This is a genomic window from Pseudomonas moraviensis (assembly GCF_900105805.1).
Lineage (GTDB): Bacteria > Pseudomonadota > Gammaproteobacteria > Pseudomonadales > Pseudomonadaceae > Aquipseudomonas > Aquipseudomonas moraviensis_A.
Window position 1 is genome coordinate 1,545,441 of the sequence record NZ_LT629788.1, and the last position, 21,682, is coordinate 1,567,122.

Consider the following 21,682-nt stretch of genomic DNA (forward strand, 5'->3'; position numbering starts at 1 on the left):
TTTGGACTCCATTTAATTTCCACTATGTTCCCAGGAAGAAAGCGCACATGGAGATAACGATCAATTCGACGCTGTTCTGGTAGCGTCAACGTTGTCTCATGAGTTTCTTGTTTTAGACCTTGTTCTGATTGTTCTTCTGTAATGCTTAGGATCCAAGACACCTTTACGGTGGGGCCTTTGATGGCCTGGCAACACGTAATGCCACCGCTACCCATTGCTGCTAAGTTCCCCCCCAGAAATCATTCACCCAAAAACTAAAAATGGGTCTCTCCATATAATTTTCAGACGTCAACATCGCACCCGGCGTACGAAACTGGTTATAAAGATACGATCCAATGAAAGGCAGCAGTAAAACGAATACCCCGATGACAAGATTGCGGCGACGCCAGATTTTTTGCCGCTCAGTATTCGTGGCCACGGTCATTTACGTAAATTCCTTATCCAGCAATGCATTTTGAATATCCAGAAAACTTTGAGACAGACAGATAGCGCTGATCAACATGTTCATCACGACACTCATTCCGAGAACTCTCGCATCACCACGCCAAGCGGCAACTTTTCTCCAATTGCCCGTTCTTTTGCCTTTTCCCACATCGGCCAATTCGCCGGAAATTCGCGGTCCATCAATCGCAGGCTGGCAAATAGCGTGACGTCTTCCGCATCCGTTAAACCTTCACTGCGGCCAGAGTCCAGCGCTTCTTTCACTTGCTTCAACCGTGCACCGTGGCAGGTGCTGGCAAACACTTCAGGCGCTTCTTTTTCCAGTTCAGTGGTGAGGCTGTAGGGCAGAGGATCGATCTCCATGTCCGTCCACAGCTTTCCGTCGAGGAAAATAGGCTCGTATCTTCCGGGCTTTTCGAGGTTGAGCCCCTTCAGACACTGCCATTGATCTTCCTCTGCTGGCACCCACCATTCCTGCAGTGGGCCAAACAGCCACGCATGCCAAGACAGATCATCGCGTGCGTGCAGCATCGGCACCACTTCTGGCGCGTAGCTACGGATCATCAGGACTTCGCCAGCTTCATTTTTTGCCAGCAACGCATCACTCAGGTGAGCAGCGAGCTTGTCGGCTGGGCAGTCGGTACGAATCCAACTGGCCATCGCGGTGCAGCCGGTGAAGTGTTCGTGAGCGAGAAAGGCCTCGAATTCCATGTGGCTAACGTCGACCAGCCAAGGACCGTAGTTGCGCAGTTCGGAGAATTCCGGTTGCACCATCAACGGCCGTCGAGACGGGTCAGCTCTGACGAACTGCAATCGAGCGGGTTCCGGCAACAGACCGGTCTCAACGATCGCAAATATCGACTGAGCGTTCTTTTGCGCTTCGCTCCAGGCTTTCGCTGCGCCACTCTTCGTCATCAATTGGCCCCCGATTGCAGGGCAAGTTTTTCGCGCATGGCTTTTTTCAGGCATTCGACGCAGATGCCGGTAGGTGCTTTGAGTTTCGGCGTCACGGCGAGGGACTCCGCTTGCATCATTTGGTTAGCGCGGGTTTGCATCAGGCGTCCGGCGTTATCAACGGCTGCGAGGCCCGGAATGAATGGTGCAAGTATCTGAATACCTGTACCTGATCCAGGCGCACCACCGGTATTCACCTTCACCTCAGCCCCACTAATCGTCACACCACCGGCATCAACCTTCACAAAACTCCCGCCAGCCTTGGCCGTGAGCTCCATGCCGCCCTCAACCACAACCTTCTCACCAGCGTGATAGTGAATCTCGGTCCCGGCCTCCACAAACTGCCCAGTCCCAACCTTCACATGCTGCGTCACACCGACCGTCAGGTGATCATCCGCGCGCATCTCACTGATGCGATCCAGATGGGTAATCCGGTGCTCTTCAACCTTGAATTCGCTCAACACATTAGCTTCAACGGTGTCATGCCGTTCGTTGCCGATGCGGATTTTCTGGTCGTGTTCGATGTTTTCGTCCCAGTCGCGCTGGGCGTGGATGTAGATCTGTTCGGCGCCTTTCTTGTCTTCGATGCGGAATTCGTTGTAGCCCTTGCCGCCCGGGGAGCTGAGGGTTTTGAAGGTGCTGCGGGTCTTGTTGGCCGGGAGGTCGTAGGGGACGACGTTTTCCTTGTGGTACAGGCAGCCGGTGACGAGGGGCTGGTCGGGGTCGCCTTCGAGGAAGGTGACGAGCACTTCCATGCCGATGCGCGGGATGGCGATGCCGCCGTAGGCGCTGCCTGCCCAGCCGCTGGCGACGCGCATCCAGCAGGTGGTTTTGTCGTCGGACTGGCCGTCGCGGTCCCAGTGGAATTGCACTTTGATGCGGCCGTACTGATCGCAGTGGATTTCTTCACCGGGCGGGCCGGTGACGACGGCGGTCTGGCTGCCGAGGACTTTCGGTTTCGGGTGTTCGAGGGCAGGGCGGTAGTGCGCGTCCCACGGGGTGGCAAGGAAGCTGTTGCGGTAGCCCTGGTGGAAATCGCTTTTGTTGTCGGTGACGTCGCTGGTGACGTTTTCTCCGAGCACCTGCGGCTGTTTGCCTTCGTGGAAGACTTCCAGCAGCAGCCACAGGTCGTTCCACTCGGCGCGCGGGTGTTCGGCGAGCGTGAGGAAATGGCCGCTGGTGAGGGTCGGTTCGTCACCTTTGCCTTCGGCGAGTTTGTAGTCGCTGCGATGGCGCTCCAGGGCGCGGGTCGAGAGGAACTTGCCGCGCTCGCGAGTCGTGAAGCGGCCGGGGTAATCGTAGTCTTCCAGATCCGGGGCGAATTCGGATTTGACCGCGCCTTCCGGCAGCAACTTGGGTTTTTCGAAATCGTAGTCGCGGCGGCTGACGCGGGTGGTGCGGGTTTCCAGGCGCAGGTTGAAGCGCTTGATCACCGGCTTCTCGGCGGCCATGCCGGAGTCCTGCTGGTAGCTGACCGGTTTCAGTTTGCGGAATACGGTCTGGTCGTCGCCGAACACCAGTTTGTGGCCGCTGCTGCTGTGCTGGAAGTGGAAGTGAATGCCTTCCTCTTCGCACAGACGCTGGATGAAATGCAGGTCGGACTCGTCGTATTGCACGCAATAATCGCGTTCCGGGTACTCGGCGCCAAGCTGGAAGCTATAGGCGTCGGAGAGAATGCCGCGATCTTCCAGCACCTGAGCGATGATTTTCGGCACCGTCAGTTGCTGGAAGATCTGCTGATCATGGTTGTGCTGCAGATAGGCCAATTGTGGCATCAGGCTGATGCTGTAGCGGGTCAGGGTCTTGCCGGAGTCGCCCTGCTCGATGCGATAGACCTGGCCGTGAATCTTGCCTTCGCCGGTGGCGCCGAACGTCAGGCAGGCGCGCTTGTGCAGCAGCTCTTCGAGCTTCAGATCGGGGCGGGCGCTGACCAGTTCGAGGTCGAAACGGAACGGTTCGTTGAGGGCTTCGCGACCGGTGAAGCTGAGGACTTGCAGGTCGGCGTTGGCGTCTTCGATCGAGAGGGTGATGTGGGTTGCGTTGGCGTCCAGCATGCCTTGAATTCCGTCCGTTGAATAAGCAGGTGATGGATGTTGCAGGATTAGACGGCCTCATTCAAGGCGCAAATGGCGTAGGCGTGAGGCCTCAGTGCCATAGGGAAAACCCTTAGGAGGGCGGTTTCGGCCAGTGAAGCCGGGCAGTGAATGGATTTTTAGTGTCTGATCGGGCGCTATCGCGAGCAGGCTCACTCCTGCATTGGATGGGTGGCGGGCATGATTACCGCGTCCACCGAAGATCTCTTGTAGGAGTGAGCCTGCTCGCGATGAGGCGTTCGGATCACCCTACAACCAATGCCAGAACCGGCTCCAGAACCCGCGATTGAGGTCTTCCTTGCACCCGGCATATTGCTGCGCGTACAGATCCGAGCGGTTCTGCACCTTGCGTGCGGTCGGCAGTAGCCACGCTTTGCTCGCGTAGGTCTTGTTGCGAAAGCCGCCCCAGCCTTCGTGGTAGTTCAGGTACTGGTTGTAGGCGTCGTATTTGTACACGCCGTTGATCGAGGTGGTCTTGTCCATGTACCAGCCGACGAAGTCGATGGCGTCGTCGAAGTCTTCGCGGTCGGCCCAGTTGCGACCGGTGCTTTTCTGGTAGTCGGCCCAGACTTCGTCCTTGGCTTGCGCGTAGCCGGACGCGGTCGACACGCGGCCCCACGGAATCACCCAGAGCAGGTATTTGCGCGGCGTCTTGGCGTCGTAGCGATAGCCGGATTCCTGATACATGATCGCAAAGGGCACCTGGATTGGCACGCCCCAGCGTTTCTGCGTGACTTGCGCGGCGTCGTACCAGTCGCTTTTCTCGCGGAAGATTGCGCAGATGTCTTCCGGCGAGCGGGGCGGCGAGGTGCCGCAACCGCTCAGCAGGGTGGCCAGGGTCAGGAGGGCGAAGATGTGCCTGCGGTTCAAAAGCTGGTTTCCGTCGTGCGCAAAAAGGCCGACAGTCTACGCGCTCAGCTCAATTGATGACGATAGGGCAGATCCGGACCGGTTTTGCTACACGTCAGCGCGGCGGCTTGCACGGCGAACCTGAGCATGCCGTCAATTTGCTTGCGACTGAGCTGCTGCACGCCTGCGACCGAGTCCAGCGAGTGCTCGGTCAGCCAAGTGATCAGCGCTGCCTGGAAGGTATCACCGGCGCCGACGGTATCGGCAATCGTTACCGGGTTGGCCGGCACCGACCATGAGCCGTGGGCGCGACTGAACACGGTCGCGCCGTCGCCGCCGCGCGTCAGGAAGACGATCTGGCAGCGATGTTCGAGCCAGCCTTCAATCACCTGCTGCGGATCCTGCTCGGGATAAAGCAGGCTCAGGTCTTCGTCGCTGACTTTGATCAGATCGGCCAGTCGCACCAGCGTGGCGATGCGCTCGCGCCATAGATCGATGTTCGGCTCGGGATTGAGGCGCACATTGGGATCGAGGCTGATCAGGCGTTTGCCGCTTTCACGCTGGACCAGTCTCAGCAGCGTGTCGCCAATCGGCTGCACCACCAGCGAAAACGAGCCAATGTGCAGGCCGCGAACCTCGTCGCTGAGTGTCGGCAGATGCGCCTCGCTCAACTGCCGGTCGGCACAACCCTCGCCACGGAAGCTGTAATGCGGCGAACCGTTGGCGCCCACGGCGACCATTGCCAGGGTGGTCGGCGCGGCGAAATCCACCAGATAGTCCGGGCGCACGCCTTCGTCCTGCAGCACTTGCTGCAGTCGGCGGCCGAGGTAGTCAGTGGACAGGCCGCCGAACAACGCCGAGTCCACGCCCAAACGGCGCAAACCGACGGCAACGTTGAACGGCGAGCCGCCGGCAATCGCTTTGAAATTGACTTTCGAGGCCAGACCGCTGGCATCGTTTTCGCTGAAGAAATCAAACAGGGCTTCGCCACACACCAGGTACATAGTTGTTTGCTCGTTATAGGGTTGCGACATGCTGTTGATAGCGTTCGTAGGCCTGCTGGAACGCCGCGACATTGGCGGCAATCGGCAGGGTTTCACTGCGCGCGTCGAGATTCACGCAGCGTTCGCACAGAGCGGCCAGGGAGACATCGTCACCCTTCAAACGCAACGCGCACCACGCTGCCTGAATCGCTGCGCCCAGTGCGGCGGCTTCGCTTTGTTCGGTGCAGATCACCGGGGCGTTCATGATGTCGGCGACGATCTGCCGCCACACTGCGCTCTTCGAGCCGCCGCCGATCAGGCAGATGCGCAGGCTTTGTAAACCATTCTGACGGAGCAAATCCAGCCCGTAGCGCAAACCGAAGGTGGTGCCTTCGACGGCGGCGCGGCACAGATTGGCCTGGGTCAGATTGTCCATGGTCAGCCCGTGCAGGCTGCCGGTCGCGTGGGGCAGGGCTGGGACGCGTTCGCCGTTGAGAAACGGCAGCATGCTCACGCCTTCGGCGCCGATCGGCGACTGCGCGACCAATTCATTGAAGGTCGGCAGATCGAGCTTGAACAATTCACGAATCGCGCCGGTGGCGTTGGTCAGGTTCATGGTGCAGATCAGCGGCAGCCAGCCGCCGCTGGACGAGCAGAAGGTGGCGACCGAGGCATCGGCGCTGACCTTCGGCGCGTCGGAAAAGGCGTAGACCGTGCCGGACGATCCGAGGCTCATGGTGATCGCCCCGGGCTGGATATTGCCGGTGCCGATGGCGCCCATCATGTTGTCGCCACCGCCGCTCGAAACGACTGCGTTGGGGTTGATGCCGAGTTGCTCGGCAATCGCTGGCAGGAGGGTGCCCACGGCGGCGTGCGCGTCGATCAGCTCCGGCAGCGCGGTTTGCAAACGGCCGCTGGCGTCGATGTCGCGCAGGATCTGCAAATCCCACTGACGCGTGCGTACGTTGAAATAACCGGTGCCGGACGCGTCGCCGTATTCGCTGCAGGCGCGGCCGGTAAGCCAGTAGTTGAGGTAGTCGTGGGGCAACAGAATGCGCGCGATACGTGAGAAAACTTCCGGATGCTGCTCTTTGGTCCAGAGCAGTTTCGACACTGTATAGCCCGGCGCAATGACCACGCCGAGGCGTTCCAGCGAACCTTGCTCACCGCCCAGTTGCGCGAGCAAGCGGTCGTTTTCCGGCGTGGTTTCGGTATCGCACCAGAGCTTGGCCGGGCGCAGCACTGCCCCTTTCTCGTCGAGCAGAACCAGACCGTGTTGCTGCCCGGAGACGCCGACGCCGAGAATCGCCTGACCGTTGACATTGGCCGCCTGCAAGGCCTGGCGAGTGGCGCTGACGAAAGCGTCGAGCCACTGCTGGACGTCTTGTTCGCGGCGGCCATTGGCGCCGCTGATCATCGTATGGGGCGCCGCGCCCAGACCGAGCACCTGACCGCTGTCGGCATCGAGGATGATCGCTTTGGTGCCTTGGGTGCCGCAGTCGATACCCAGGAAGAGCTTTGTTGTTGTCATGTATGGGCCTGTCAGATTGCGCTGAAGATCAAGAGCTACCCCCTCACCCCAGCCCTCTCCCCCAGGGGGGGGCGAGGGGGAAAGGGAGCAGATTTTCATGCTTTTCAAACTCTTATTCGACTCGGAATTTCAGGTCGATGAATAACGGAAGAACCCCGTGGTCGGTTCCCTCTCCCCCAAGGGGGCGAGGGGGAAAGGGAGCAGATTTTCATGCTTTTCAAGCTTTGTATTCGACTCGAAATTTCAGGTCGATGAATAACGGAAGAACCCCGCGGTCGGTTCCCTCTCCCCCAGGGGGGCGAGGGGGAAAGGGAGCAGATTTTCATGCTTTTCAAGCTTTGTATTCGACTCGGAATTTCAGGTCGATGAATAACGGAAGAACTCCGCGGTCGGTTCCCTCTCCCCCGGGAGAGGGCTAGGGTGAGGGGCTTTTCAGCCGAGCACCCGTTCCAGAGTCCGCGAAACCCCAACCTCGCGCAGACTCTGGCAGCACCATTCGAACGCCGCAACAAACTCCGCCGAATTCGCGATCGCCGTGCCGAAAATCTCTTCAACGCCCAGTAACCGCTCCGTGATCAACTCATCGTCCGCTACCAGTCCCTGAACGAAAGCCGCTCGCGGATCCGGAATCGAATACGTATCGCCGTTCTCGTCCACGCCCTTCAAATACAAGGCCCACGCCGCGACGACCAGTGCCGCGCGTTTGGTCTCTTTGCCATCGGCAATCAACCGATTGATCGTCGGCACGGTGAATTTGGGAAACTTCGACGAGCCATCCGAACACACCCGCTCAAGCTGATCGGCAATCGCCTGATTGGAAAATCGCGCCACCAGCGTGTCCTTGTACTCGCTCAGATCGATGCCCGGTACCGGTGCCAGTTGCGGCGTGACGTCGAGGTCCATATAGGCGCGCATATACCGGACGAACAGCAGGTCGTTCATGGTCTCGTGGACGAAGCGATAACCCTTGAGAAAGCCCAGATACGTCAGCGCCAAGTGACTGCCGTTGAGCAGCTTGATTTTCATTTCTTCATACGGCGAAACATCGTCGGTGAACTGCACCCCGACCTTTTCCCATGCGGGGCGGCCGTTACCGAATTTGTCCTCCAGCACCCACTGCACAAACGGTTCGCAGACCACCGGCCAGGCATCGTCAACGGCGTGTTTGTCGGCCAGTTGCAGGCGATGTGCGGTGCTGGTCATCGGTGTGATGCGGTCGACCATGGCGTTGGGGAAACTGACGTTCTGCTCGATCCACTCGCGCAGTTGCGGATCACGCAGGGCGGCGAATGCCAGCAGTGCCTTGCGAGCGACCGCGCCGTTGTGCGGCAGGTTATCGCAGGACATCACCGTGAACGCCGGAACGCCCGCCGCTCGGCGTTTGGCCAGTGCGGCGCAGAGGAAACCGAACACGGTGCCCGGCGCTTCGGGATGGGCCAGGTCGTGTTGAATCTGCGGCAGATGCGCCATGAACTCGCCGTTGCTGTCGTCGATACAGTAACCGCCCTCGGTGATGGTCAGGGAGACGATGCGGATCTGCGGTTCGGCCAGTTTGTCGATCAGCGCCTGTGCGCCATCTTCGGCGAGCAGCATGTCGCGGATGGCGCCGATGACGCGCACTTCGGTGTCGTCGCTGTCGCCCAGTTCGAACAGAGTGAACAGATAATCCTGCTCGCGCAGATCATCGCGAGCGCGACGATCTTCCGGGCGCAGGCCGACGCCACAGATGGCCCAGTCGAGCGCTTCGCCAGTGTTCATCAAGGCATCGGTGTAATAGGCCTGATGCGCGCGGTGGAAGCCACCGACGCCAATATGGGCGATGCCCTGGCGTGTGTCGCCGAGGTCGTAGCCGGGGAGTTGCACTTCGGCGGCGAGGCGATTGAGGTTCTGTTGGTTGAGTTTCATCGGATAGTCTCGAAATCAGGCGGCAGCGCGCAGTGGGCGGGTCAGCGCCACACCGTCGGCGTCGAACAGATGGCAGTGAGTCGGGTCCAGGCGCAGGTTCAATTGTTCGCCATAACGGCTGGCCAGATCGCCGCGCACGCGCATGGTCAGGGCTTCGCCGGCGCTGGTGGTGACGTGGCAGAAGGTGTCGCTGCCCAAGCGTTCGCTGACGTCGGCAGTCACCTGCAACGTGCAGTCGCCGGTTTGCGCCAGCTCTAAGTGTTCCGGGCGAATGCCCAGCGTCACCGCGCTGCCGACGCTGAGGTTGGCGGCATTGAACGGCAGGGTGATGCGGGTGCCGGCGTCCAGCGCAACTTCGCAGCTGGCGCCGTCGATGCGCGCGATCTTGCCTTTGAGGAAACCCATCTTCGGCGTGCCGAGAAAGCCGGCGACAAACAGGTTGGCCGGGTGGTGATAGAGGTCCAGCGGCGAGCCGACCTGTTCGATCCTGCCGCCGTTGAGCACCACGACCTTGTCGGCCATGGTCATCGCTTCGACCTGATCGTGGGTCACGTAGATCATCGTTGCTTGCAGGTCTTTGTGCAGGCGCAGCAGCTCCAGACGCATCTGCACGCGCAGCGCCGCGTCGAGGTTGGACAGCGGCTCATCGAAAAGGAAAATCTTCGGGTTGCGCACGATGGCACGGCCGATCGCCACGCGCTGGCGCTGGCCGCCGGACAGCTGTTTCGGTTTGCGCTCGAGCATCGGCCCGAGTTCGAGAATGCGCGCCGCTTCGCCGACCTTGCGCTCGACCTCGGCTTTCGGCACGCCGGCCAGATCGAGGGCGAAGGACATGTTCTTCTTCACGGTCATGTGCGGATACAGCGCGTAGGTCTGGAACACCATCGCCAGATCACGCTTGGCCGGGCTGACTTCAGTAATGTCGCGGCCGTCGAGTTCGATGGTGCCGCCGCTGACTTCTTCCAGCCCGGCGATCAGCCGCAGCAGGGTGGACTTGCCGCAGCCCGACGGGCCGACGAAGACCACGAATTCCTTGTCGTTCACTTCCAGGTCAATGCCCTTGATGATGGAAAAGCCTTCGAAGCCTTTTTGCAGATTCTTGATTTTCAGGTTGGCCATGAGATGGGCCTCCGTGGTTTTCATTCTGTTAAGCCGGACGCGCTTTTCTGTAGGAGTGAGCCTGCTCGCGATAGCGGAATGTCCTTCAACATTGATGTCGACTGACACGGCCGAATCGCGAGCAGGCTCACTCCTACAGGGGAATGTGTTCGCTCAGGGGTATTCATTTCACGGCACCAAACGACAGCCCGCGCACCAGTTGTTTCTGGCTGATCCAGCCAAAGATCAGAATCGGCGCGCAGGCGAGGGTCGAGACTGCCGACAACTTGGCCCAGAACAGACCTTCGGGGCTTGAGTACGAGGCGATCAACGCAGTCAGTGGCGCGGCATTCGACGAGGTCAGGTTCAGCGACCAGAACGCCTCGTTCCAGCACAGGATCAGCGACAGCAGCACGGTCGAGGCGAGGCCGCCCTTGGCGATCGGCAGCAGCACGCGCACCATTTCCTGCCACAGCGTCGCGCCGTCAAGCCGGGCGGCTTCGAGGATGTCTTTGGGAATGTCCTTGAAGTAGGTGTAAACCATCCAGACCACGATCGGCAGGTTGATCAGCGTGTAGATCACGATCAGCGCAATGCGCGTGTCGAGCAGGCCAAAGCTCTTGGCCAACAGATAAATCGGCATCAGCACGCCCACCGGCGGCAGCATCTTGGTCGAGAGCATCCACAGCAGCGTGCCTTTGGTGCGCTGGGTTTCGTAGAACGCCATCGAGTAGGCCGCCGGCACCGCGATCAACAGACACAGGGCGGTGGCGCTGAAGGAGATCACCACCGAATTCCAGGCGAAACTGAAATAGTCGCTGCGCTCGTTGATGTGCAGGTAGTTCTCCAGCGTCGGTGTGAAGATGAACTGCGGCGGCGTGGCGAAAGCGTCGATTTCGCTCTTGAAACTGGTCATCACCATCCAGAAGATCGGGAAGAAAATCACGATCGCGATGGCCCAGGCCAGCGTGCCGAGCAGCAGGCTTTGCAGGCGGCGGGATTGTTGGAGCGTCATGGCAGGCCTCACGCTTTGTCAGTCAGGTTTTTGCCGATCATCCGCACCAGAATGATCGCGGCGATGTTGGCGATGACCACGGCAATCAAACCGCCCGCCGAAGCCATGCCGACGTCGAACTGCACCAGCGCCTGGTTGTAGATCAGGTAGGCGAGGTTGGTCGAGGCGTAGCCGGGGCCGCCATTGGTGGTGGTGAAGATTTCCGCGAATACCGAGAGAAGGAAGATCGTTTCGATCATCACGACCACGGCGATCGGCCGTGCCAGATGCGGCAGCGTCAGATGCCAGAAGATCGCGATCGGGCCGGCACCGTCCAGGCGTGCGGCTTCCTTCTGTTCCTGATCCAGCGACTGCATCGCCGTCATCAGAATCAGGATCGCGAAGGGCAGCCATTGCCACGAAACGATGATGATGATCGACAGCAGCGGGTAGTGCGCCAGCCAGTCGACCGGTTGCGCGCCGAACAGCTTCCAGATGTAGGCGAGGATCCCCGAAACCGGGTGGAAGATCAGGTTCTTCCAGATCAGCGCACCGACCGTGGGCATGATGAAGAACGGCGAAATCAGCATCACTCGCACCAGACCGCGACCCAGAAATTCGCTGGCCTCCAGCAACGCGCTGATCAGCACGCCGAAGACCACGCTGATCAGCAACACGCTGCCAACCAGCAACAACGTGTTGGTCGCGCCGGGCATGAAACCCGAATCAGTGAGGAAATAGGTGAAGTTCTCCAGCCCGACAAATTCGTTTTCACCGGGGTAGAGCAGGTTGTAGCGGATCATCGAAAAGTACAGGGTCATGCCCAGCGGCACGATCATCCACAGCAGCAAGAGTGCCACCGAAGGACTGACCAGAAACCAGCCTGGGTTGCGCACCCGCAGCTTGCGCTGGGGTGGCGACAGGTCGATGTGGGCTTTGGCAGTTGAAGTATTCATGGCAGTAACCGATTCGACAGGCGAATGAAGATCCCCTGTAGGAGTGAGCCTGCTCGCGATAGCGCAATATCATTCAACGTTGATGTCGACTGACACGGCCTAATCGCGAGCAGGCTCACTCCTACAAAAGCAGGAGCAAGCTTTGCGGATTACTTCGGATAACCCGCGCGCTTCATCTCACGTTCCGTGGTCTGCTGCGCCGCTGCCAGCGCCTGATCCACCGTGGTCTGGCCGATCAGCGCGGCCGAGAACAGCTTGCCGACCTGGGTGCCCACGGCCTGGAATTCAGGAATGGTCACCAGCTGAATGCCAATGTACGGCACTGGTTTGAGCGTCGGCTTGCTCGGGTCGGCGGCCTTCAGCGACTCCAGCGTCACTTTGGCAAACGGCGCGGCGCTCATGTACGCGTCGCTGTAGGTCGAAGCGCGGGTGCCCGGTGGCACGTTGGCGATGCCATCGGTCTTGGCAACCAGTTCGCCGTACTCTTTGGAAGTGGCCCACGCGCTGAAGGTTTTCGCCGCGTCCTTGGCCTTGGAGCTGGTCGGAATCGCCAGCGCCCACGAATACAGCCACGCCGAGCCTTTGTCGGTGACCTGATGCGGGGCGAAGGTGAAGCCGACGTGATCGGCGACCTTGCTCTGGGTCTTGTCGGTGACGAACGAGCCGGCGACGCTGGCATCGACCCAGATCGCGCATTTGCCACTGTTGAACAGGGCGAGGTTTTCGTTGAAACCGTTGCTGGATGCGCCCGGCGGGCCGGATTTCTTCATGGTGTTGACGTAGAAATTCAGCGCATTTTTCCATTCCGGCCCGCTGAATTCCGGTTTCCACTGCTCATCGAACCAGCGCGCGCCGTAGGCGTTGGCGACCGTGGTGACCAACGCCATGTTTTCGCCCCAGCCGGCCTTGCCACGCAGGCAGATGCCGTATTGCTCTTTGTCTTTCTGGGTGAGTTTTTCCGCGAAACCGGCGATCTCTTCCCAGGTCGGACGCTCCGGCATGGTCAGCCCGGCGTCCTTGAACAGGTCGGTGCGGTAGTAGGTGATCGAACTCTCTGCGTAGAACGGCAGCGCATACAGCGAACCTTTCACCGACAGGCCTTCGCGCACCGAGGGGAACACGTCGTCCAGAGCGTAACTGGCCGGCAGATCCTTCATCGGCTCGAGCCAGCCCTTGCCGCCCCAGAGTGCCGCTTCGTACATGCCGATGGTCAACACGTCGAACTGTCCGCCCTGGGTGGCGATGTCAGTGGTCAGACGCTGACGCAGGACGTTTTCTTCCAGCACCACCCAATTGAGCTTGATGTCCGGGTGCTCGCTCTCGAAGGTCTTCGAGAGTTTTTGCATGCGGATCATGTCGCTGTTGTTGACGGTGGCGATGGTCAGGGTCTGGGCGCCAAGGCTGACGCTGCTGAGGGTCATGCAGGTGAGAGCGAGCAGAGCTTTTGCAGTGGGTTGCATCGTGCACTCCTTTTCTGACACCCGTCGGGGCAGAAGGACAGTTATTGTTTTTGTGTCTTCCGAATGCAGGAAGAATCTGCGCTGATTACAGCCTTCAATGGCAGGACTGACAAATCATCCCTAGCACTTTTGTTGATACTTTTTTGCACTGGGGTTTGCTTGGGGGAACGCAGGGAAGGGGTTTTGCGCGATGGAGCGTTAGCGAATGCGTACAGATTTCTGATGCCAACACAGCCCCTGTAGGAGTGAGCCTGCTCGCGATAGCGGTGTTTCACATTGCAAATGTGTTGGCTGACTCAGCGCCATCGCGAGCAGGCTCACTCCTACAGGGGCTTTGTTTATCAGCCGTGGTTTTGTTCTGTCAGGCGCTGCACCGCCAGCCGTCGATAGTGCGTAGGCGTCATGCCCTTGAGCTGCTGAAAGCGCCGATTGAAGTTGGAAATATTGTTGAAGCCCGACTCGAAGCACACCTCAGTCACCGGTTTGTCGCCGTCGGCCAGCAGTTCACAGGATTTGCTGATGCGCAGGCGATTGACGAACTCGATGAAATTGCGTCCGGTGGCCTGTTTGAACACTCGACTGAAATAGGTCGGCGTCATGCCCAAGTGCTCCGCCACCTCTTCCAATGAAATATCTCGGGCGTAGTGACTGAAGATGTAATCGACCGCACGGTTGGTGCGGTCGATATTGTGTTCGTCGGCCAATTGCGGCGTGGTGGCGCCGGACAGCAACTGGAAGTCGTCACTGGCCGCGAGCAGTTCCATCAGGATGAAAAAGTGCCCGAGGCGGGTGATGCCGCTGCTGTCGGCGATGCGTTGCATCAGCGTCATGGCCTGGCGGATCGTGCGTTTGCAGCGGAACTCGATGCCGTATTGCGCACGCTCAAGCAGCGGCGCGAGACTTTTCAGTTCAGCGAAAACCTGGTGCCCGCTTTCGAATAATTCGTCGGTAAAGTTGACGAGCATGTCGCGTTTCTCGACCACTTCATCTTCGGCGACCTGGCTGATCCAGTTGTGCGGCAGGTTGGGCCCGGTGAGAAACAGGGTTTCCGGATAGAAGTTGCCGATGTAGTCGCCGATGAACACCTTGCCGGAACTGGCGACGATCAGGTGCAGTTCGTATTCCTTGTGAAAATGCCAGCGCACCAGCGGGCAGGGGAAGCCGTGCTGGCGATAGATGATGGACAAACCGTTATGGTCGTCCATCAACTCGTAGGAAGGATCGGTCACGCGAGCGGTTCGGGTCATGACGGGCACTTTTTTATTATCGCTGCGCGATCATGCCTCGTTTTTCGACATTTGTGCCACTTCTGCACGGTCGCCCGTTTACGCCGCTTGGTTGAGCTTGGCGCGAGCCTTTTGCAGGTTGGCCATCTGGCAGAAACGCACGATGTGCGAGTTTTTGATGAAGTCGAAATTGATGATGTTGCACTTGCGCGCCCAATCCGACTGAGCCGGGTCGAACCAACTGTCGAGACTGTCGAGGATTCGCTGCGGGCCGCCGAGGGTGTAACTGGTTGCCGACAGCGACCACGGGCGAAGCGTACTGATGGCTGTGCTCAATACGTTGGTGATATAGCCATGCAGATCCGAGGTACTGACGTGCGATTGACCGATCCATTTGTGATTGATCTGGCTGTAGAAACGATAGTCCCGCGTGTCCCAGGTCATCGGCGCGGCCACCATGATGCGTTGCAACGGATTGATGGCTTTTAGTTGGCCCAGCGTCAGATGCAGATTGTCGGTGGGAATCAGTCGCTCACCAAGGTTTTCCACTAACGCCGCTTTGAATTCCGCGTGATTGAATGGATCTTTAGCGCCGGAAAGTTCATGAAAGTCGAGGATGATGAACTCATCCGGACTTCTTTCATAAAATCCCTTCACGTCCCGTATAAGGTCTTCGAGAGTTCGTGAAGAGGTATATCCATTGTGGTGGAAACGGAATTTGGCCAGTTGGTTTGCTTTGTTGTCGTAAACGAGGCGCACGTCGAGTGCGCGAGCGCCGCGATTCAACTGCGAATAAAAGGAAACGTCCTGACAGGCAAGCCAGTTTTTTCCGGGAATCAGCGCGTAAGAGGCATCCCAGTCACAACCGGCGTTATGCGCACCGGGCAAAGTCATTTCGAAGAGTGAAAGATTGTCAATGTCTGGAGCGTCAGCCATCCACTGATAGGTTTGAATGTTGTCGAAGTTTTCCATGTTGCATATCCTGCGAATGAAGTTAATGAAAAAGTTGCGCGCAGGATGTTTATAAGCATATTCAATGGGTCGAGAAAGTGTGCTTTTAATGCAAGTGATGTAGTTGGAGCAATTATCAATCCGCTGGATGTAATTGGTTCTTGGCCTCAATCCATTGAGCCATGTACTGGGTACTTTTCAGTGTGTGGTGTCGTAACATGGCACCAGTAAAGTTATTGTTTCTAAGTTGTGCCAGGTTTTGTCGGCAACCGTTGATCCTGTCGATCAGACGAGGGCCGTGCACGCTGCGCTGATAACGCTGCTGCAAAAGTGTCGACGCCTCAAGCTGCGCTTGCTGCCAGCGCAGCGGGTTTTCGTGTAGTTGCACGGCCTGTTCGGCAAAGGTGTTCGCGTCGAGGGCAACGGCTCCCGGCCACGGCGTGTCGCCATGCATGGCTTCGGCGCCAATCGGCGTGGTGACACTGGGCGTGCCGCACAGCATGGCATCAAGCAGTTTGCCCTTGATGCCGGCGCCAAAGCGCAACGGTGCCAGGCAGACTCGGGCTGCAGACATCACCTCGAGGGCATCTTCGGCCCAGTCCATGATGTGAAAGCCTTGCGCGGGATTGTGCAGCGCTGTGGCCTTGGGCGGCGTATAGGCACCATAGACATGCAGTTGCGCGCGAGGCAGCCGCGCGCGGATCAGCGGCCACAGGGTGGTTTTCATCCAGAGCACGGCGTCCCAGTTCGGCGCGTGGCGGAAGTTGCCAATGCTGAGGAAATGCGCGCGTTCGGCGAAGCCTGGCAGGGCGGTGTCCGGAAGATCGATCATCAGCGGACACCAGTGCAGGATTTGCCGTGGCAGGCCGAATTGCCCTGCGAGCAAGTCGATTTCGACTTCGGAAATCATCAGATTCAAGTCACACCGATACAGCGCAGCGATTTCCCGTTTGGCCAGATCGGTGCCGGCCATCAACTGGAATTCTTCGTGCAATGCCGGTGCAAACAGCCCGGTGAAATCAGTCTGCTCGTCGTTGCTTTTCAGCCGGTCCTTGAGGCGCTGATGACGCGCATGACGCAGGCTTTGCAGATCAGAAGTTTCCAGGATACGCAGGGCGTCCGGACAGTGTTTCTCCACGCGCCAGCCAAACTGTTCTTCCATCATGAACTGATCGAACAACACGATATCCGGCGCCAGCGCGCTGATGAACGCGTCGAAACTGCCGTTGTTGAGCTGAATCGGCACTTCCTCAATGCCCATCGCTGTCAGGTCAGCCTTGTGCTCACCCGGGCCGGCCGGGCTGCTGAAGGTGACTTTCCATCCTTGCTCGAGGAACGTCTCGAGGATCTGCATGACATGCCCGCTGGCCGCTGAGGATCGGGGCTCGGGCCAGACGTAGCCGATGACCAGAACTTTGGTGTTATGCGAATGGCTCACGACTGATCCTCTGACCCATGGAAAAGGGTGCAATTAAATCACAGCGAGGTGATCGGATTGCACCCTGTTCACCGCCAGGCCGTTTCAGTGCTTAGCTGACGGGTTTGGCGAGATTGAGCAGCAGCGGCCCCTGCAGGAACTTGCCAGCAGCGGTGTTCCTCACGGCCTCATCGATGGTCTTCATATTGAAGCTCAAGATGGCCGGACGGGTTTGCGCTTGATCGAGCAGGGACACCGCGAGCATGTAGGACTCGGCGTTGGCCAGCGCAGGGTGTTTCTGCACCAGTTTCGGCAGACTGGCCTTCACCCGGTCGTACTCGACGAATCCCTCCCGGTGCGCACTTGCATGATGTGGATTGATCAGGTTGTCCGGATGTGCCTTGCGCGCATCACGGGCCAGCTCGAGCAATCCGACGGCATCGAATTCTGCGTGATACAACTCGGGGTAGACCTTGCCGTAATACAGATCGAGGGTGTCCGGCCCACCGTGGGACATCTCATGAATCAAAACGTCGGCGACGCAACCGACGTCGTAGCGTGACGACTTGTAGAACTCGTTGAGATTGTCCGGATAGATCGACAGAAACCTGACGGCCGATTCGTCGATTTTCTCGCCGGTGCGCAGCGCCGTCTTCCAGCGCTTGTACGCCGCAGGCGACAGCGAGGCGATCACGTCCGGCTGATGGGGGCGGAACGTTACGTTACTGAAGCTGATCGATTCGAGATCCGTGCGCATGGTGCTCAAGTGTTTTGACAGATGTTGGACCACTTCATCGGAATCGTTGCCGAATACATGCTTGAGCACCGCGCTGATGTCGTCGTTGGATGACCGCTGCGACAGCGCGCTGATGGCGTTGTCCAGTTTGGTCCGGGCACGGGGAATGGCTTTTTTCAGATAGCCCCGGGTGTAACTGAACGGCTTGAAGCGGCCGAACAGGCGCCGCAGCGGGGAGAAATTCCCGAGGTCGAGTATTTTCAGGCGCGGCCCCCAGGCGCCGCCGGTGCGGATGTTCAGCGCGTGCCAATCGTGGTTGCGCTCGAGCACTGCGATGTCGATCGCCTCGCCAAGCGCGTCGGCCCCTCGCCAGGTCGCCTGACGCACATCGCGGGTGTGGGAAAGCTTGATCCAGTCACGACCCTCAGTGCCATGCATCAATCGTCTCAATTGCACGCCGGCGCTGTGCGCGGCGTCGAGCGCGTTTTCCCCGGCAAATACGACTCCGCGCTTGACCAGACGCAAGCCCTTGCGGGCGAGGGTGGGCAAGCCGTCGAGCGGGTTGATCAACGATACGGCCGCTCGGGCCACGGCTTTGGCGACCTTCAGCAGTTTGAGGGTGGTCGACCCGGTCTTGGCGATGATGCTCGCTGCCGACGCGCCAAGACCGACCAACAGACCGATGACCGACAGGCCGTCCAGAACGCAGCCACCGATGCCTTCGGCCACACGATCGGTGCGTCCGGAACGAATGTCTTCAATGCACTGTTTGAACGGCACGATGACATTGACTGCCAGGTTCTCGACGGTTTCCCTGGTGTCGCGCCATTCTTCCAGGCCGTTGCGTACATCCAGAGCGGCATACAGCTCTTCGCGGCGGGCAACCGGATGGTTGTCCAGCACGCACTCGGCGATCTCATCCAGTTGCGCTGAGAAGAACAGCGGAACCGCGCGCACATCGGTCGCTTCAAGTTGCAACTGCCAGAGCTTTTCAACCACCACTCTGGATGTCACGCCCTGACGTGGTTCGCTGCCCTCGCGGTAGGCGGCGTAATCCAAGGGCCACTCGCTGGCTTTGTTTTTGTCCTGGAAATCGTATTTGCTGCCGGTATACGAGAGGGTCGGACGCTGGTTGAGCAGGCCGCTGTCTTGCAACCGGACCGCCAGATCGGGACGCTCGCAGCAGAGGCCGCGCAGCGTGAACAGTTCGTAGGCGCGGACCTGATCGCCGTGGGTGCAGCACAGAATGATCCCGTAACGCCCGTTGGCTTCGTCCCGCTGGATTTGTGTTTCCTGATTCGGATTGAGTGGATTGACTTCTTTCCTGACGGTGTAAAGAGTCATTTTTCCGCGGGTCAAGGCGAGACGATCGCGCTCCGGCATTTGCGTGATCGCCATTTTGATCAGCGACGACAAGCCCTCGCGCACATTCTGGTAGTAACGAGCAAACGCCTGTTCAAACAATGGCAACGGCGATTGCAGTTCGGCCAGGCGGGCGAAAGCATCGGCTGGGGGGTGGAAGTTATCGCGGGTCTTGAATTTGTCCGACAGCTGTCCGTCCTCAACCAGATCCCCGGAAAGATACAGATCGAGAATCGACAGGCGCATGCGCAGCAGACCATTGATTGCGTATTCGTTGTTGTCAGTGGCACTGGCGAGGAAGTCCCAGAACTCGCTGAGGATTCCCGCTGGATGCGCAGCCTTGAGACCTTCCAGCCAGCTTCGTTCGCCGAAACTGTCCAGGTACTTTATTTCGAAGGCCTGCTGTTCGAGATAGGGGCCGGCGGGCATCACTTCCTCCAGTGCCCGCAAGGCGATTTTGCGCCGGTCGGGGGGCGCGCTGGACAACCCGGTCTCAGATTGGGCAAGGGCTCCCATGTAGCGCGAAAAATACGCGCTGGCCTTGATCACCGCTGCCTTGTCGTAGTCCTTGGCACTGCGGTAGGGGATAACCCCGGTCAGTACCGCCCAGTCCACCACCGCCGCGATCGCTGCCGTTTCGTACAGCTTGTCGAGCTCGGGGGAGGCCGGAGTCAGTTCGGAAAACGTCTTGAGTTGCGCAAATGTCATGGCGCGCGTGCTGCCAGGGGCGGCGTGTTCGATGACCGCGACGGTCTGGCGAACAGTTACCCAGCCAGGCTTGTCCAGCGTCAGCCCGGGCGGGATCTGTCCGATCAGCAGCTCCGGAGCTCCGCCCGCCAGTAACAGATGCGCTGCCAGTGGGGCGTTGTGCGCTTCGCTCAGGCCCTGGTCAACCAGATGCTGTTCGAACAAGACGCGTACTTGCGCGGCGCTTCGTCCGGCATTCGCTGGCTGATAGAAGTCATAACCCGCGACAAGGGGTTGATCGGAGCGCAATTGCATGTCGACGATCAGCGCCGCCAGCACCAACTCGTCGAGCTGGCGATCGCGGACGTCCGGGTCATCGGCTTCCAGATGCCAGCCGAGCCGCTCATGCAACGTGGCTCCGAGTGCGCGCGCGGTCTTGCCACGCAGGAAGTTTTGCAGAAACTTGTCTGCGTGCTCGCGTATGTCCGGCGCCGGGATCAGGTTGAAGTTGGCGAACGCCAGTGCCTGCAACAGGCTAGTCGCACCTCGGGTCAACTCATGCACGGTATGGGTGATGACGTGGCGGTCTGTGATCGATAAATGAAACGGCGAGGATTGATCGGCGTGGAGCAGTTCGTGGTAATCGCCCAGGATGGGTGGCTCGGGCAGTTCGAAGGCCAGCCATTCGATCAATGACCTGGTCTCGCCAATAGTGGTCGGCACGTTATAACCGTGGAAACTCAACCACTGCACTATGCCGATCACTTGGCCGGAATAAACCACCCCGCCAATGCTTTTTGCCAGATCGGCAAGCATGTTGACTTCTTCGGAAAAGATTGACGTTTGCGCGCTATCGAATGCAACGCTGAACCGATGGGATTCAAACTCCGAAGCATAAACAATGAAAATGCTGGCGTTGGCGTCAACCCCTAGCTGGATATCAGCGGCATACGAGTGTTTGCGTAATAGCTGAGCAAACTCGGGGGCCTCGATCATTGTTTCAAAGGCATTGCGTGCCGGCTCACAGCGTTCATCAAAACTGCTGCCGATAACCCTGGGTATGAAACGATCCTGCACATTGAATACGCTGCTGGAAGGCAGGGAGGCGCTTGCCGAGTAATCACCGGCAGAGACACTGAATTCACTCGCTTCAAGAGCTTTGGCAAGCGCCCCGGCAATAAGGGCGCGTTCCTGTTTGTTGTATGCGGAGCGATCGACGGCGGCAGGCACGTCGGATGAGATGAACTGCATGGCTCTATCCTGAATGAATATGGAAAGTTCCTTGGCGGTATTCGTTATTTATTAACGTGGCCAAAGTTCATTCAGGATAGAGATGCAGCTCGGATAATGGCGGTGATAGTTGATTACCGGGTGTTATCGGATATGACAAGTTGCTTCCAGTGAAACAACTATCAGGATTTTTTCAGGATGCTTTTGACTTTGTCGCGCAATTGATCGATGGAAAACGGTTTGCCGATGGCATGCATGTCGGCGGGCACCGGAATATTTTCGGCATAACCGCTGGCAAACAGGATGGGCAGAGCAGGGCGCAGGTCCCGCGCCCTGTCAGCGAGTTCGCGGCCATCCATGCCAGGCAGGCCATGGTCGGTCATCATCAAATCGATCTGCTCGCCAGCCTTCGCGAGAATCTTGAGTGCCGCGTTACCGTCTTCAGCCTCCAGCACAGTGAATCCCAGCTCCTCAAGCACATCCACGATGAGCATGCGCACGATGTTGTCATCTTCTACGACAAGGATGGTGGGGGCATTGGCAGACATGGCGGGACTCTCAAAAAATGAAATCGGGGGATACCGGGTGATCGAAATTGCCGGACTCTTGCATGAGTAAGTGGCGCATAGCCACAAGTTCCCAGGCTGATACAAAAAAGAACACGTACGTGCGGTGCGGCAAGGATAACCGTTGGCGTCGTCCAATGCGCAGGCGTGCGTAGGAAAATGCCATCAAATGTGTGAGAAAAATGGATCCATGCCAGGGTTTTGGGGCAAACTCTCGGGTTTTCAACAGTTCGACAAGGCTGC

Annotated in this window: 16 protein-coding genes; all 16 read right to left on the reverse strand. The window is 58.8% G+C overall.

Annotation, left to right across the window (positions count from 1 at the left end; genetic code table 11):
- Nucleotides 1-220 precede the first annotated feature (220 nt).
- The 16 genes from BLU71_RS27705 to BLU71_RS07400 all read right to left on the reverse strand — a co-directional run bounded on the left by BLU71_RS27705 (nt 221) and on the right by BLU71_RS07400 (nt 21,421).
- A complete protein-coding gene (locus tag BLU71_RS27705) occupies nt 221-424 on the reverse strand; it encodes a hypothetical protein (protein ID WP_231982486.1) in 204 nt (67 codons plus the stop codon).
- A gap of 92 nt (nt 425-516) precedes the next feature.
- The gene (locus BLU71_RS07330) at nt 517-1,356 is read right to left on the reverse strand and encodes a DUF4123 domain-containing protein (RefSeq protein ID WP_065616280.1); all 840 of its coding nucleotides are present in this window, start codon (nt 1,354-1,356) and stop codon (nt 517-519) included.
- Nucleotides 1,356-3,449: a type VI secretion system tip protein VgrG gene (locus tag BLU71_RS07335; RefSeq protein ID WP_083352692.1), complete on the reverse strand. Its 2,094-nt coding sequence runs from the start codon at nt 3,447-3,449 to the stop codon at nt 1,356-1,358. The genes BLU71_RS07330 and BLU71_RS07335 overlap by 1 nt, the downstream gene beginning before the upstream one ends.
- A 288-nt stretch (nt 3,450-3,737) precedes the next feature.
- Nucleotides 3,738-4,358, reverse strand: a complete 621-nt coding sequence (locus tag BLU71_RS07340) for a lipoprotein (RefSeq protein WP_042606888.1) — start codon at nt 4,356-4,358, stop codon at nt 3,738-3,740.
- A gap of 44 nt (nt 4,359-4,402) precedes the next feature.
- The gene (locus BLU71_RS07345; RefSeq protein WP_065616281.1) at nt 4,403-5,341 is read right to left on the reverse strand and encodes a carbohydrate kinase family protein; all 939 of its coding nucleotides are present in this window, start codon (nt 5,339-5,341) and stop codon (nt 4,403-4,405) included.
- A 13-nt stretch (nt 5,342-5,354) separates the two neighbouring features.
- Nucleotides 5,355-6,851 (reverse strand): xylulokinase, encoded by a 1,497-nt coding sequence (gene xylB, locus BLU71_RS07350; protein WP_083352693.1) that lies wholly within the window; start codon nt 6,849-6,851, stop codon nt 5,355-5,357.
- Nucleotides 6,852-7,283: 432 nt separating this feature from the next.
- Nucleotides 7,284-8,756 (reverse strand): mannitol dehydrogenase family protein, encoded by a 1,473-nt coding sequence (locus BLU71_RS07355; protein WP_083352694.1) that lies wholly within the window; start codon nt 8,754-8,756, stop codon nt 7,284-7,286.
- 15 nt (nt 8,757-8,771) lie between these two features.
- Complete coding sequence (locus tag BLU71_RS07360) at nt 8,772-9,875, reverse strand: ABC transporter ATP-binding protein (protein ID WP_083352695.1); 1,104 nt, start codon at nt 9,873-9,875, stop codon at nt 8,772-8,774.
- A gap of 163 nt (nt 9,876-10,038) precedes the next feature.
- Complete coding sequence (locus BLU71_RS07365) at nt 10,039-10,869, reverse strand: carbohydrate ABC transporter permease (RefSeq protein WP_016774872.1); 831 nt, start codon at nt 10,867-10,869, stop codon at nt 10,039-10,041.
- 8 nt (nt 10,870-10,877) lie between these two features.
- Entirely contained in the window at nt 10,878-11,804 is a 927-nt protein-coding gene (locus BLU71_RS07370; RefSeq protein ID WP_041480415.1) for a carbohydrate ABC transporter permease, read from the reverse strand.
- A gap of 149 nt (nt 11,805-11,953) precedes the next feature.
- Entirely contained in the window at nt 11,954-13,264 is a 1,311-nt protein-coding gene (locus BLU71_RS07375) for an ABC transporter substrate-binding protein (RefSeq protein ID WP_042610085.1), read from the reverse strand.
- A gap of 341 nt (nt 13,265-13,605) precedes the next feature.
- Nucleotides 13,606-14,511 carry an AraC family transcriptional regulator gene (locus BLU71_RS07380; RefSeq protein WP_064362681.1) on the reverse strand — a complete coding sequence of 302 codons (906 nt, stop codon included), beginning with the start codon at nt 14,509-14,511 and terminating at the stop codon, nt 13,606-13,608.
- A gap of 78 nt (nt 14,512-14,589) precedes the next feature.
- Nucleotides 14,590-15,462 (reverse strand): phospholipase, encoded by an 873-nt coding sequence (locus tag BLU71_RS07385; RefSeq protein WP_064362680.1) that lies wholly within the window; start codon nt 15,460-15,462, stop codon nt 14,590-14,592.
- 115 nt (nt 15,463-15,577) lie between these two features.
- A complete protein-coding gene (locus tag BLU71_RS07390) occupies nt 15,578-16,879 on the reverse strand; it encodes a glycosyltransferase (protein WP_083352696.1) in 1,302 nt (433 codons plus the stop codon).
- 91 nt (nt 16,880-16,970) lie between these two features.
- A complete protein-coding gene (locus BLU71_RS07395; RefSeq protein ID WP_083352697.1) occupies nt 16,971-20,894 on the reverse strand; it encodes a hypothetical protein in 3,924 nt (1,307 codons plus the stop codon).
- Between the two features lie 161 nt (nt 20,895-21,055).
- Nucleotides 21,056-21,421 carry a response regulator gene (locus tag BLU71_RS07400; RefSeq protein WP_083352698.1) on the reverse strand — a complete coding sequence of 122 codons (366 nt, stop codon included), beginning with the start codon at nt 21,419-21,421 and terminating at the stop codon, nt 21,056-21,058.
- Between the last annotated feature and the right edge of the window lie 261 nt (nt 21,422-21,682).

Excerpts from the sequence above, each read along its gene's own strand:
- BLU71_RS07365 (WP_016774872.1), bottom strand. The coding sequence starts at position 10,869 with ATGACGCTCCAACAATCCCGCCGCCTGCAAAGCCTGCTGCTCGGCACG.
- BLU71_RS07330 (WP_065616280.1), bottom strand. The coding sequence starts at position 1,356 with ATGACGAAGAGTGGCGCAGCGAAAGCCTGGAGCGAAGCGCAAAAGAAC.
- BLU71_RS07385 (WP_064362680.1), bottom strand. The coding sequence starts at position 15,462 with ATGGAAAACTTCGACAACATTCAAACCTATCAGTGGATGGCTGACGCT.
- BLU71_RS07335 (WP_083352692.1), bottom strand. The coding sequence starts at position 3,449 with ATGCTGGACGCCAACGCAACCCACATCACCCTCTCGATCGAAGACGCC.
- BLU71_RS07355 (WP_083352694.1), bottom strand. The coding sequence starts at position 8,756 with ATGAAACTCAACCAACAGAACCTCAATCGCCTCGCCGCCGAAGTGCAA.
- BLU71_RS07395 (WP_083352697.1), bottom strand. The coding sequence starts at position 20,894 with ATGCAGTTCATCTCATCCGACGTGCCTGCCGCCGTCGATCGCTCCGCA.
- BLU71_RS27705 (WP_231982486.1), bottom strand. The coding sequence starts at position 424 with ATGACCGTGGCCACGAATACTGAGCGGCAAAAAATCTGGCGTCGCCGC.
- BLU71_RS07380 (WP_064362681.1), bottom strand. The coding sequence starts at position 14,511 with ATGACCCGAACCGCTCGCGTGACCGATCCTTCCTACGAGTTGATGGAC.
- BLU71_RS07375 (WP_042610085.1), bottom strand. The coding sequence starts at position 13,264 with ATGCAACCCACTGCAAAAGCTCTGCTCGCTCTCACCTGCATGACCCTC.
- BLU71_RS07345 (WP_065616281.1), bottom strand. The coding sequence starts at position 5,341 with ATGTACCTGGTGTGTGGCGAAGCCCTGTTTGATTTCTTCAGCGAAAAC.
- xylB (WP_083352693.1), bottom strand. The coding sequence starts at position 6,851 with ATGACAACAACAAAGCTCTTCCTGGGTATCGACTGCGGCACCCAAGGC.
- BLU71_RS07400 (WP_083352698.1), bottom strand. The coding sequence starts at position 21,421 with ATGTCTGCCAATGCCCCCACCATCCTTGTCGTAGAAGATGACAACATC.
- BLU71_RS07370 (WP_041480415.1), bottom strand. The coding sequence starts at position 11,804 with ATGAATACTTCAACTGCCAAAGCCCACATCGACCTGTCGCCACCCCAG.
- BLU71_RS07360 (WP_083352695.1), bottom strand. The coding sequence starts at position 9,875 with ATGGCCAACCTGAAAATCAAGAATCTGCAAAAAGGCTTCGAAGGCTTT.